This window comes from Acidimicrobiales bacterium (assembly GCA_035540975.1).
Classification (GTDB): Bacteria; Actinomycetota; Acidimicrobiia; order Acidimicrobiales.
On the sequence record DATLFN010000115.1, the window covers coordinates 1 to 12,660 of the forward strand.

The 12,660-nt window shown below is 72.9% G+C and carries 10 protein-coding genes and 1 tRNA gene; 7 read left to right on the forward strand and 4 right to left on the reverse strand.

What is annotated here, in order from left to right; translation table 11 throughout:
• Positions 1 to 188 precede the first annotated feature (188 nt).
• Together VM242_11860 and VM242_11865 are read left to right on the forward strand one after the other, a co-directional pair.
• Entirely contained in the window at positions 189 to 569 is a 381-nt protein-coding gene (locus VM242_11860; protein HVM05858.1) for a DUF2752 domain-containing protein, read from the forward strand.
• Between the two features lie 31 nt (positions 570 to 600).
• Positions 601 to 1,050: an RDD family protein gene (locus VM242_11865; GenBank protein HVM05859.1), complete on the forward strand. Its 450-nt coding sequence runs from the start codon at positions 601 to 603 to the stop codon at positions 1,048 to 1,050.
• A gap of 100 nt (positions 1,051 to 1,150) precedes the next feature.
• Here the strand turns inward: VM242_11865 and VM242_11870 are convergent.
• Both VM242_11870 and pheA read right to left on the reverse strand, forming a co-directional pair.
• A tRNA-Ser gene (locus VM242_11870) sits at positions 1,151 to 1,233 on the reverse strand.
• A gap of 17 nt (positions 1,234 to 1,250) precedes the next feature.
• Complete coding sequence (gene pheA / locus VM242_11875; GenBank protein HVM05860.1) at positions 1,251 to 2,207, reverse strand: prephenate dehydratase; 957 nt, start codon at positions 2,205 to 2,207, stop codon at positions 1,251 to 1,253.
• 62 nt (positions 2,208 to 2,269) lie between these two features.
• Between pheA and larB the strand changes: the two genes are divergently transcribed.
• From larB to VM242_11890, 3 genes are all read left to right on the forward strand, one after another.
• On the forward strand, positions 2,270 to 3,007 hold the full coding sequence (larB, locus tag VM242_11880; GenBank protein HVM05861.1) for a nickel pincer cofactor biosynthesis protein LarB: 738 nt from the start codon (positions 2,270 to 2,272) through the stop codon (positions 3,005 to 3,007).
• A complete protein-coding gene (larC, locus tag VM242_11885) occupies positions 3,007 to 4,218 on the forward strand; it encodes a nickel pincer cofactor biosynthesis protein LarC (GenBank protein ID HVM05862.1) in 1,212 nt (403 codons plus the stop codon). Before larB ends, larC begins: the two co-directional genes overlap by 1 nt.
• A gap of 269 nt (positions 4,219 to 4,487) precedes the next feature.
• A complete protein-coding gene (locus VM242_11890) occupies positions 4,488 to 6,755 on the forward strand; it encodes a hypothetical protein (protein HVM05863.1) in 2,268 nt (755 codons plus the stop codon).
• A gap of 62 nt (positions 6,756 to 6,817) precedes the next feature.
• Here the strand turns inward: VM242_11890 and VM242_11895 are convergent, their stop codons facing one another.
• Together VM242_11895 and VM242_11900 are read right to left on the reverse strand one after the other, a co-directional pair.
• Positions 6,818 to 8,635 (reverse strand): Ig-like domain-containing protein, encoded by a 1,818-nt coding sequence (locus VM242_11895; protein ID HVM05864.1) that lies wholly within the window; start codon positions 8,633 to 8,635, stop codon positions 6,818 to 6,820.
• Between the two features lie 174 nt (positions 8,636 to 8,809).
• Positions 8,810 to 9,808, reverse strand: coding sequence for a hypothetical protein (locus tag VM242_11900; GenBank protein HVM05865.1), 999 nt, complete (start codon positions 9,806 to 9,808; stop codon positions 8,810 to 8,812).
• 121 nt (positions 9,809 to 9,929) lie between these two features.
• On the opposite strand from VM242_11900, the gene VM242_11905 reads away from it, so the two are divergent.
• Together VM242_11905 and VM242_11910 are read left to right on the forward strand one after the other, a co-directional pair.
• Positions 9,930 to 11,279 carry a magnesium transporter gene (locus tag VM242_11905; GenBank protein ID HVM05866.1) on the forward strand — a complete coding sequence of 450 codons (1,350 nt, stop codon included), beginning with the start codon at positions 9,930 to 9,932 and terminating at the stop codon, positions 11,277 to 11,279.
• A 37-nt stretch (positions 11,280 to 11,316) separates the two neighbouring features.
• Positions 11,317 to 12,543 carry a TrkA C-terminal domain-containing protein gene (locus VM242_11910; protein ID HVM05867.1) on the forward strand — a complete coding sequence of 409 codons (1,227 nt, stop codon included), beginning with the start codon at positions 11,317 to 11,319 and terminating at the stop codon, positions 12,541 to 12,543.
• Positions 12,544 to 12,660 lie beyond the last annotated feature (117 nt).

Below are 12,660 nucleotides of genomic sequence, written 5' to 3' on the forward strand. Positions count from 1 at the left end.
GTGCACGTCCATTGCCAGGACGCGAACCTCAGGGGGAACATGGATCAACACGGCCGGCTCCTTCCGTATGTGGCTCGGTCCGCCTCATGGTGGGCAATCCACGCAAGATGCGGAACGGGCCGGCCGTTCCATACTCACTGAGAGGGGGTCGGTGCACAGCGCCGCTGCACCCCGTAGCGTGCGCTCCGATGGCATCGGCCGCAGCGACGAGGTCCGGGGCGAAGGTCATGCTCGACCTCGCTCAGCTGCGCGCCGCCGGTGCGCTGATGCTCGGCGCCGCGCTGGTCCGCGGATGGATCCCGGGTGAGCCGGGCGTCGCCTGCCCACTGCGATCGCTTACCGGGATCCCGTGCCCGCTGTGCGGGATGACGACCAGCGTCACCGACGCCGTCCACCTGCGGTGGCCCGACGCCGCCGCGGCCAACCCAGCCGGCTTGGTCGCCGTTGTGACCGCCGGGGCCCTCCTGGCGGTGCGGCGACCGTCGTCGATTCCGCTCCCGTGGTGGGTGCCCGGGGTGGCGGTGACGGCGCTATGGGCGTACCAGCTGTGGCGCGTCGGCGTCGGCTGACCGACGTGCCCGACCAACGGAAGGAGACAGCGTGACTGACTACGCCGGCCCCGCAGCGGGTGGCACGCCTTCGGGGCCGAGAGCGGGGTTCGGCGAGCGGCTGGTCGCCGCCATCATCGACGGCATCGTGCTGGCCGTGGTGAGCTTCGTCCTCCGGGTCGTCCTCGGGTTCGCGCTCGGGTCAGTCCTCGGGATCGTCGCCGGTCTCGCCTACTACGCCTACCTGGAGGGCAGCCCGTCTGGGCAGACCCTCGGGAAGCGGGCGGCGAACATCCGCGTCGTCGACTTCGGTACGGGGGGAGCCATCGGCTCCTCGCGGGCGTTGATCCGCTACGTCGGTCGCATCATCTCGAGCATCCCGTGCCTGTTGGGGTACTTCTGGATGCTCTGGGACCCCGAGAAGCAGACTTGGCACGACAAGCTGGCCGCCACCGTCGTGGTCCCCACGTCGGCGTACCCCGTCGAGGCCTGGCCGGGGTGAGCGCCGCGTACGCCCGCTAGGTACGTGGTGCGGCCAACGAATGGAATCACCGTCTCGAAGCCGATGTCCGCCGTTGAATCAGACACATCTCAACCTGCGGCGGAGGGAGTGGGATTCGAACCCACGGGGCTCGCGCCCAAGGCTTTTCAAGAGCCTCGCATTCGGCCGCTCTGCCATCCCTCCGAGGACGGTCAGCGTACCTAGCCGGGCGGCGCCGCCGTGCCCGGCTCACCGGGGGGGAGGATCCGCGTGCGGATGTCGTCGATCCAGGCGTCCGCCGCCTTCCACGCCGCGTCGGCGTCGCGGCGGATTCCCGGGCCGTGCTCGCCCGCCGCCGGGTACGACCCGAGGAACTTGAGGTCGGCCAGCTGCGAGTGGAGGTCGCGGAGGCAGTCGGCCACGACCTCGTCGTCGACATGGCCCTCCAGGTCGATCACGAAGCAGTAGTTGCCGAGACCGCGCTTGGTCGGGCGGGACTCGAGCTTGGTGAGGTTAATGTTCCGGGCGGCGAACTGGCCGAGGATGGCGTGCAGGTTGCCAGGGCGGTCGGCGCTCTGGAAGCACACGATGCTGGTCTTGTCGTGCCCCGTGGCCGGCGGGATGCCGCCGCGGGCGACGAGCACGAAGCGGGTGGCGTTGTCGGGATGGTCGCCGATGGACGGCGCCAGCACGTCGAGCCCGTAGAGCTTGGCCGCCAGGATGGTGCCGACGGCGGCCGTTCCCGGCGGGCGGTCGTGCCCCACCGCCTCGGCGGCCTCGGCCGTCGAGTTCGACGCCACCAGCGTCACCCCGGGCAGGTGGCGGGCGAACCACCTACGGCACTGGGCGGTGGCATGCGGGAACGAGACCACCCGCTCGATGTCCCCAATGGCGGTCCCCGGCGGGGCGAGCAGGGCCAGGCTCACCGGGAGGACGACCTCGCGCCGGATCAGCAGGTCGTTGTCGAAGATGAGCGAGTCGAGGGTGACGTTGACCGTCCCCTCGATGGAGTTCTCCAGGGCGACGAACCCGAGGTCGGTGTCGCCCGCCTGCGCGGCGGCGAGCACGTCAGGCATGGAACGCATGGGGACGAGGTCGGCCTCGGCCAGGTCGGGCTGGGTGAGGAGGGCCTCCTCGGTGAAAGTGCCCGGCGGCCCGAGGAAGGCGATGCGCGGCATCGCGGAAGGTTAGGTCCGCAGGAGGACAGCACCGCCGGATTTCCCGGATACTGGACGGGACAATGGACGAGGCCACCCTCCGCCGGCTGCTCGACGACGTCCGCTCCGGCGACCTCGCGCCCGACGACGCGGTGGCCCGTCTCCGGCGCCTGCCGTTCGCCGACCTCGGCTTCGCCCGGGTCGACCACCACCGCGCCCTGCGCCAGGGGCTCGCCGAGGCGGTGTACGCACCGGGGAAGACGCCGGCGCACTGCGCCGAGATCGTGGCGGAGCTGCTGGCCCAGCCCGGCTCGTCGCCCGTCCTGCTCACCCGCACCGACGACGCCCAGGCGGCCGCCGCGCTCGAGCGCAACCCGGGCGGAGAGCGACGAGGGCGCATGGTGGTGTGGCGCCCCGCCGCCGAGCGACCCGGGCGCATCCTCGTGGTGACGGCCGGCACCGCCGACCTCCCGGTGGCCGACGAGTGCGTCACCACGCTGACCGCCAACGGTTTCCGCCCCCAGCTGCTGGCCGACTGCGGCGTGGCCGGCGTCCACCGGCTCCTGGCGACGGTCGACGACCTCGCCGAGGCCGATGCCATCGTCGTGGTGGCCGGCATGGAAGGCGCTCTCCCGAGCGTCGTCGGGGGCATCGCCGCCGCCCCGGTGGTGGCCGTGCCGACGAGCGCCGGGTACGGAGCCTCCTTCGAGGGCATCACCGCGTTGCTCGGGATGCTGTCGTCGTGCGCGGCCGGCGTGACCGTGGTCGGCATCGACAACGGGTTCGGTGCCGCGTGCGCGGTGGCCCGGATGTTCCGCTGATGACGACGATCGCGTGGTTCCACTGCTTCGCCGGGATCGCCGGCGACATGGCCCTCGGCAGCCTCATCGACGCCGGCGCCGACCTCGAGGAGGTGCGGGCGCTGCTGCGGCGCCTCCCGTTCTCGGGCTGGGCGGTGGAAGCGCATCCCGTCCAGCGGTCGGGCATCGCGGCCACCAAGGTCGAGGTCCGGGCCGAGGACTCGGCCGTGGTCCGCACCCACGGCCACATCCAGGCGATGATCGAGGAGGCGCGACTGCCCGCCCGGGTGCGGGAGCGGTCGCTCGCCACCTTCGCGGCACTCGCCGAGGTGGAGGGCCGCCTGCACCGCCGCCACCCGTCGCAGGTGCACTTCCACGAGGTGGGGGGGATCGACGCCATCGTCGACGTGGTCGGCACGTGCTCCGCCCTCGAACTGCTCGCCGTGGACATCGTGTACGCCAGCGCCGTTGCCACGGGCACCGGGATGGTCCGCAGCGCCCACGGGTGGCTGCCGAACCCGGCGCCGGCCGTGGTCGAGCTTCTCCGCGGAGCGCCGACGTACGGACGCGAGGTGAGCGTCGAGCTGACCACGCCGACGGGCGCCGCCCTGCTCGCCGCGCTCACGTCGGGTTACGGGCCGCTACCGCCCATGACGGTCGTCGCCACCGGCTTCGGCGCCGGGTCGCGCGAGCTGAGCGACCTTCCCAACGCCACGCAGGTCGTCATCGGCACGGCAGAAGAGACGCCGGCGTCCGGCCACACGACCCCCGGGCAACCCGTGGTCCTGCTAGAAGCCAACGTTGACGACGCGACCGGCGAGACGCTGGCCCACGCCGTCGCCGTGCTGCTCGAGGCCGGCGCCCATGACGCGTGGATCACCCCGATCGTGATGAAGAAGGGACGGCCGGCACACACCGTGAGCGCGCTGTGCGACCCGGCGCTCGCCGCCCAGGTCGCCGGCGTGCTGACAGCCGAGACCGGTTCGCTCGGCGTGCGGGGGACGACCATGGAGCGCTGGCCCCGGTCACGCCGGGAGCTCGCCGTCGACGTGGAGGGGGTCCCGGTGCGGATCAAGGTGAGCCCGGGCCGGGTCAAGGTCGAGCACGACGACGCCGCCCGCATCGCCCGTCGCACCGGCCTGCCGCTGCGCGAGGTGGTGTTCCGGGCGGAGGCGGAGGTGCGCCGGCAGGCACCGCCGGAACGCCGAGACGGCGGCGGCGAGGCCGGCTGACCGCGCGGGACGTAGCGGGAGATCGCTCCGGGCGATCAAGGCGTCGCCCAAACGAGAAATCGGGCCATTCTCCGTCCCGCCCCAAGTGGACCAGGTCTTTGGCCCCTAGAAATCCCGCACGGGATCGTCTATTGGTTGGCCCGTAGGTCATTTGACCTACGGACATCCTTGGGGGTCGAGGCTAAGCCCGGCGACGGCGGCGCTGCCAGATGGTCGCGCGCGCTCTGGTCTGCGGCGAAGGTCCCCAACGAGCGCAGAGGGGGCTGGCGATGGCCAAGGCAGGTCGGCAGAGGTCGAGGGGGCTGGGCAGCGTCGGGCGATGGGCGGGTGCCGCCACGGCGTTGGTGCTCGGCGCCGCGCTCGTGCCCAACCTGGCGGGAGCCACCCACGCCAACGTCTTCGAGCTCGACGGGAACACGGCGGACAGCCCCGCGGGCTCCCCGTTCGACTGGACGACCTTCTTCAATTCGGCGGGGGCACGCCTCACGCCCCTGCCGGCGAGCTTCGTCGACTCCGGGTTCGACGCCGACCACGCCTTCCCGGACACCAGCACCTTCACCGGGGGGAGCAAGGACACCCTCGACGTCTCCGGGTGGTCGTGCACCGACTCCAACAACCTGGGCGGCAAGTTCGACATCGTCAACGCCTACAGCACCATCTACGAGGTCCCGGCGGCCACCAGCACCTTCGCCGCCGGCGACCAGCTGCTCTTCTTCGGCATCGAGCGGGCCGCCACCGAGGGCGACGGTGCCATGGGGTTCTGGTTCCTGAAGGACGGCTCGGTCGACTGCGAGAAGACCAGCGGCGGCAAGGCCCCCGCCTTCACCGGCAACCACAAGGACGGCGACATCTTCGTCGCCGCCGGCTTCAGCAACGGCGGGACCCAGGCCTCCGTCACGGCGTACCTGTGGAAGGGCGGCGCCAACGGGTTCCTCGACGTGGACACCCCGCTGGTGACGGGCGCTCTGTGCGCGCCGGCCGGTTCGCACAGCGCCTGTGGCATCGTGAACACCGCCGAGATCGCCACCGGCCCCGACAAGCCCTGGCCGTCGCCGGACAAGAACGGCGGGGGGCTCGACGTCAACGCCTTCTACGAGGGGTTCGTGCGGGTGCCCGTGGCCCAGGTGAGCGGCTGCTTCGCCACCTTCGTGGCCAACACCCGCAGCTCGACCAGCCCCACGTCGACCATCCACGACTTCTCCCGCGGGTCGTTCCCGACGTGCCGCCCGTCCACCACCATGACCGGCCTGGCGACGCCGACGCTCACCAGCCCCGAGGTGGTCGTCGGCGGCGCGTCGAACCCCGACACCGTCACCTACACGTTCCGGGAGAAGAACGACGGCAACGTCGCCCTGACGAACGTCTACGTCGTGACCGACAACGCCGTCTGCAACTCGACGCTGTCGCCTGCCTCTGTCGCCACGCTGGCCACCGGCGCCACCGCCACCTTCACCTGCACGGTCCCGGCCCTGGCGGCGGCGGGCACCACCACGATCAGGGCCGTGGGCCACGGCACGTCCGCCTTCGGCGACGTGACCGTCTGCGGCACCGCCGCCCTGCCGTTCCCGGCCCCGACCACCGCCGTGTGCGACGCCGACGAGCAGGACAGCGCCAAGTCGGTGACGATCATCCCGGGCACGAACCTCACGGTCACCCGCAGCCCGGACACCGTCAAGCAGGGCGACACCATCACCTACACGGTCGTAGAGACCAACGACGGGACCGCGCCGGCCGGATTCGACGCCTCGCTCGCCCTCGCCGACGTCGCCGTCACCGCCACTCCCGGCGCGGGGGCGACGACGGCCGAGGCCACCGCCTGCAATACCGGGCTCGCCGCGACACCCACTAAGACCGGCGGCGACCAGGACGACCTGCTGGAGAAGGGGGAGACCTGGACCTACACCTGCACGGTGACCGCCCCCGACGAGAGCTTCACGCTCACCTTCACGGGGACGGGGACGGTGCTGAAGGGCACGTCGAGGGCTCGCGTCGTCACCTGGACGACGCCGTCGTGCACGAACGTCCCCGGCGCGACGGGCACGCCCGGCCGCTACTGCGACGCCGACGAGCAGAAGAGCGCGCCCGTCACCGTCATCGCCCCGTCGACCAAGCTGGACGTGACCGCCTCGGCGGTGGTGACCTACACCTTCGTGGAGACCAACGACGGTGATGCGCCGCTGACCCCGCCCACTCCGGCATCCCGCGAGAGCGTCATCACCTTCGAGACCGGCCAGCTCTGCGACAACACGGCGCTCGCCTACGTGAGCGGCGACACCGGCGACGACAAGGTCCTGTCTCCCACCGAGGCGTGGACGTTCCAGTGCAAGGGGAACGTCGCCGGGCCCAGCCCCGACAACAACGGCAACGCCACGAACTCGTCGACGCTCGCCGCCATCGGGCACGGCTGCGACCCGACCGGCTCGGACGTCACCGCGGCGGCCACCTCGAGCTGCAGCGGCAGCCGGCTGCTCGACAACGACGAGCGTGACCGGGTGAAGGTGAGCATCGAGTACTTCGCCCGAGGACCGAACGCCTAGCGGGCTCGGGCATCACCGTCGAGGGGGCCGGCCGCCAGCCGGCCCCCTCGGCGCGTCCCGGCCTACAGCGAGAACAGGTGGATCCGCCCGTCCACCATGCGCGTGGAGACCTCGGCCCGGCCTGTCCCGTACGCGACCGGATCGCCCGTCCCGGCGCCCAAGTCGAGGGCGACATCCCACGTCCCGCCCCGCTCCCGGGCGGCGGCGACGCCGACCCAGGTCAGGGTCGCCTCGTCCACCGGGCGGTAGGTGATCCACGTGTCGCCACCGGCGACGACCAGCCCGACGTCGGACACCCGCTCGGCGTACTCGTCGCCGAGCACGAACGCCAGGCTGCGGTCGGCCCCGACCCGGGCCACGGCGATCCGGCTGCCGACCACGGTGCGGCTGCCGTCCGAGAAGTACTTGCGGTCGGCGCTCTGGTAGGCGAGGGCGATGGTGCCCGTGCCGGGGTCGGCGGCCGCCGCCAGATTCGGGTTCTCCGGGTCCGAGCCGTAGACGCCGACCCGGCTCGAGTAGATGAACAACCCGTCAGTCCAGTCGACGGCCAGCGTGCCGTCGGCCTCGACGAGGCGAGCAGCGCCGACGGCGCCCCAGGCGTCGGGGTTCGAGAACAGCCAGACGCTCCGGTCGGCCGGGTGCTGGGCCAGGACCTGGTCACTCGAGCGGGTCGACATGAAGGTGAGCGCCGGCAGAGCGCTCCACTCGCCCGCGGGGCTGCGGTACGCGACGTGCTGCCCCTCGGGCCCGGTGGCGCCCTGCTGGTGCCAGGCGGCCACGATGCCGCCGCTGGCCAGCACGACGAGGTCGCCGGGCCGGCTGTCGGTGTCGCCGAAGGAGCGGCTCTCCAGGAGCGTCGCCGACGTCGGCACCGGCGAGCCGGAGAGCTGGTAGCGCCGCAGGGTCATGGGGCCCTGGCCGCCGAACACCCACAGCTCGGTGGCCGAGGCCATCTGCGCAGCCGCCGCGCTCCACCCGGTCAGGGCGTCCGACGGCAGGTCCACGTAGCTCGACGTGCCGGTGGCGGCGTCCCGGAACCACACGGCGCGACGGTTGGTCACCACCTCGGTGTAGAGCACGCCCGTCAGCGACCCCCACGTCGGCAGCCGGGTGCGGCCCAGCGGGTAGAGGTCGTAGCGGGCGTTCGGGTCCTGGATGGCCGTGCCGGCACCGTCGGCCGCCACCGTGACGGTGATCGACGACGCCGACACGTTGCCGGCCGAGTCGGTCGCCCGCGCCGTGATGATGTGGTTCCCGGCGGCGTAGGCGGCGCTGTCCCACCGATGCGACCACGCCGTGGTGCCCGAGGCGGCCACGAAAGCGCCGCCGTCGACCTGGATCTCCACGGCCACCAGCCCGACGTCGTCGGACGCCTTGCCGGCCAGGTCCACCACGCCGGAGACCGTCGAAGAGTCGGCCGGGGAGGTGATGGCCACGGTGGGTGCCTCGTCGGGAGCGGGCACCGTGACGTCGACCGTCGCCGAGGCCGCATTGCCGGCCGAATCGGTCGCCCGGGCCACCAGGGTGTGGGAGCCGGGCTGCAGACCGTCGACCGGCGCCGACCATGACGTCGTCCCCACGGCCAGGGCGAAGGCGCCGCCGTCGACGCTCACCTCGACGCGGGCGATCCCCCCGGTGTCGGATGCCGTCCCCGACGCCGTGAACGACCCGGGCGTGGAGGCGCCGCCCGTCGGCGCCGTCCACCCGACGACCGGCGCCGCCGTGTCGGCTGCCGGGCAGGTGCTCTTGCGGCCGTTGCAGCTGCTGCCCCCGTTCTTGGGCGCGGCATCGGCGGCGGCGGGAACGACCATCGTGGCGGCGATCGCCAGCACCGCCCACCGTTTCGCCGTCCTTGGCGTCCCGACCTCGGTACCAGCCATCCGCCCATCCCCTCCCTGCGCCGGGGCGACGGCCAGACCGGCCACATCGGACGGCGTGGCTCTCGGGCCACCACCTCCGATGGGACGACCGACGCTCCGTTTGGCGCTTGTCGGTTAGGTATCGGGCGCGCCGGAGGGTGCCTTTACCCCCGACGCCCGTGCCCGGCCCCGTTCCTACCCGCGCATCACCAGGCCAACCGACCGCTCGTTGTCGGGGATGGACGACTCGCCCTCGACGGGGCCGACGATGACCGTCAACGTCGACGGACCGCCCGGGACGGGACGCAGGCCGCCGAGGGGCACGGACCGTCGCTGGCCGGGCTCGAGGTCGACGAAGTCCCGGGCCGTGTCCACCTCACCGGCGGGGCCGATGAGCGTGGCGACGACGGGGACGCCCTTCTCCGCCGAGTTGCCGGTGTTGGCGACCACGACGTCGAGGCGCAGGGTGCGCACCAGCGGGAGGACGGTGGCGTTGCCCTCCGTCGCAACGGCCACGGGATCGGTCGTCACCGCCAGCACCCCGACGTCGTGGACGGGGGTACGAGTCGTGCTCGAGCGGATGGACGCGACGAAGGCGGCCATCTCCGGCGGCGCCCACAGGCCGGGGTCCGACGCCCACACCGACGCCGGCAGGAGCGGCGCGATCACCCCCTCGGGCCGGGGCAGGGCGTCGACGAACACCGCGTAGGTACGGTCGGCGGCCACCATCTCCTCGCCCGCCGCCGCCAGGGCGTCGACGGCGGGCTCGGGCGGCCCGTCCGAGAAGGCGAGGCGCATCCCCTCCTCGACGGCGGCAGCGACCCTTGCCCTGATGGCGACGGTGGCGACCAGCATGGTGTGCGAGGTCTCGAGCACCTCGGGTGGGTCGGCGTCCTGCACCGCCGCCAGCACCGCCTCGGCCTCGCGTGAGACGCGCGCCAGGCGGCGGCTGACGCCCTGGCTGCCCAGGGTCAGCGCCTCGCCGCGGATCTCGTCGATCGCCGCGCCCTGGGCCGTCGAACGGTCGACCTCGGGCCGCACCTCGTCGAGGTAGGCGAGCTGGGCCAGCCGGAAGGACGGGCTCTCGGAGCTGGAGAACGCGCCGTTGACGATGAGCACGACCGCCGTCGCCACGACGCCGACGAGCAGCCAGCGCGGCCGGCGCCGACCGCGGCGTCGGGGGCTGAGGGCCATCTCCGGCCACGCTACGCCAATCACCTCGACGGTCGACCGTCGCCCGGCAGGCCGGAAACACGGTCGGCCCGGCCCGCGGCCCCGTATGATCCGGACATGGTCGTGAGGGAGCCTCCCAGTCGTGGCGCGCCCCTCGTCGCCCACCCGCCGGGCCCGCCGGGCCCGCCAGGTCCCCGCCCGCGCCCGGGCCGGCGCACGCGCTAGCGCCCAGCAGGTCGCCGACCTGGCGGCCCGCCGGCCGCGGCCGGTCCGCTGGCTGGCCCGCCGTCTCAGCGGGCTGCTGGGCCCCGGCGCCGAGGCGGTCCGCCAGAGCCTGATCGCCCTCGGCCTCAACAGCACGACGAGCCTGGTGGCGGGCGCGTTCCTGGGGTCGATCACCGGAACTTTCGAGGAGCTCCCGGGCCTCCTCGTGCTCGTGCCGGCGGCCATCGGCCTGCGGGGCAACATCTTCGGGGCCTTCGGCAACCGCATCAGCACCACCATCCACGCCGGCACCTTCGAGCTGAAGTTCCGGCGGACCAACGTCCTCGGCCAGAACGTGGCGGCCGTGATGGTGCTGACCCTCACCATGTCCGGCCTCCTCGCCGTGATCGCCAAGGCGGTGGCCGTGGCCCTCGGAATCGAGGGCACCGTCTCGGTGCTCGACCTCGCCCTCATCTCCGTGATGGGCGGCCTGATCGCCTCCGCCCTGGTCCTGGTCGGCGCCCTGCTCCTCACCTCCCGGGCCGTCGGCCACGGCTGGGACCTGGACAACGTGACCGCGCCGCTGGTGTCGACCATGGGCGACGTGTTCACGCTCCCCGCCCTGTTCGTGGCCACGTTCCTCGTCGGGATCACGGTGGTCACGCCACTGCTGGGACTGGTGGCGCTCGGCGTGGCCGCGGCGGCGCTGTACGTCGGCGTCATGTCGAGGCTGGCGCTGCTGCGGCGCATCGTGCGCGAGTCGCTGCCCATCCTCGCCGTGGCCGGAGCGGTGAGCGCCATGGCCGGCATCGTCCTCGAGCGACGGTTCGCGGCGTTCGCCTCGCTGCCCGCCCTCCTCGTGCTCGTGCCCGCCCACCTGAGCAGCGCCGGCGCGCTGGGTGGGATCCTGTCGGGGCGGCTGACGACCAAGCTGGTGCTCGGCGTGGTGCCGCCCCGGGCGGTGCCGGGACGGGAGGCCCGGGGCGACATCGCCCTCGTCTTCCTGCTCTCCCTGCCCGTCTACCTGTTCAACGGGGTGGGGGCCCACTTCGTCAGCCGGCTGCTGCTGCACGAGAGCCCGGGCGCCGTCGACATGGCACTCGTGTCGCTGCTGGCGGGCGCGGTGGCCGTCGCGTTCGTGGTCGTCGTCGCCTACTACGGCACCATCGCGGCCGTGCGCACGGGGGTCGACCCCGACACCTACGGCATCCCGGTGGTCAGCTCGTCGGTGGACTTCGTCGGGGCCTTCTCCCTGGTGATCGCCATCGCGCTTCTCGGGCTGTCGTAGAGCCGTTTAACGTGGAGCCACTCGAGTCGACGGAGCGATGGACGACAGACCCCGGAACCTGAGGACCCTGCTGTCGGAGGCGAAGGACATCTCCGAGCTCATGGTCGACATCGCCTACGCCGCCCTCTACTACGGCGAGGCCGACATGGTCGCCGAGATCGACGAGCTGGGCGACGAGCTCACCGACCTCGCCCACGACATGCGGACCATGTGCGTGGTCGCCGCCCGCTCGCCGCGCGACGCCGACGCCATGGCCTCCGTGCTGGACGTGGTGAGCGCCATCGAGCGCATCGGGTTGGCCGCCGTCGACATCGGCCGCATCGTCAGCCACCGCCTCGGGATCCCCGCCGCCCTGGTCGCCGACCTGTCGGCCGCCGAGGAGGTCAGCCACCAGGTCCGCGTCCGCGAGGGATCGGAGATGGCGCACCGCACCGTCGGCGACCTCGAGCTGCCCACCGAGCTGGGCATGGGGATCGTCGCCCTGCGCCGCCGCGGCGAGTGGAACACCGACGTGGCCGACGACGTCGTCCTCCTCCCCGACGACATGGTGCTGGCCCGCGGTCCGGGCGGCAGCGTCTCCGCCCTGCGCCGGCTGGCCGGCGAGTCGCCCTGGATCCCCCCGGCCGCCCCCGATTCCGAGACCCACCTCGACCGGGCCATCGACGCCGTGGTCGAGATGAAGAACATCTCCGAGGTGGCCGTCGGCCTGGCCTACTCGGCGGTGGTGCTGCGCGACCCCGGCCTGGCGGCCGAGGTGACGCACCTGGAGGACCGCCTCGACGAGATGCAGGAACGCCTGGAGACCTGGGTGCTGCGCGCCGCGTCGACGTCCCCCGACCCCTCCCCGCTCCGGGGCCTGCTCCACCTGTCGGCGGCCGCCGAGTCCCTGGGCGACGCCGCCCAGCAGATGATCTGGCCGGTGGAGCAGGGCGAGGAGCTGCACCCCATCCTCGCCCTGGCCTTCGGGGAGGCCGACGAGGTCGTCGCCCGCGTGCCGGTGGCGCGGGGGTCGCGGGCGGCCGGCGCGTCGCTCGGGTCCCTGCGCCTGGAGACCGAGACCGGCTTCTACCTGCTGGCCATCCGCCGGGGCGGGCGCTACCTGTACCGCCCCCGCAAGGACGTCGTGCTGCACGACGAGGACCAGCTCATCGCCACCGGTCCGGACGAGGGGCGGGCGCTGCTCGCCGAGCTGTGCGGGTACGGCATCGCCGTCGACGAGGAGACGGGCGAGGAGGTCCTCGTCCCCCTGGTCGCCCGCACCTGAGCGACGCCGCCACAATGCGGCGCGCCCGGCTCCGAAAAACGAAGCCCGACGACGACTCGCGGCCTCCGACCGCCGCACCCGCCGGTCGCTCCTCGGTGGGCGAGGGGGGACTTGAAC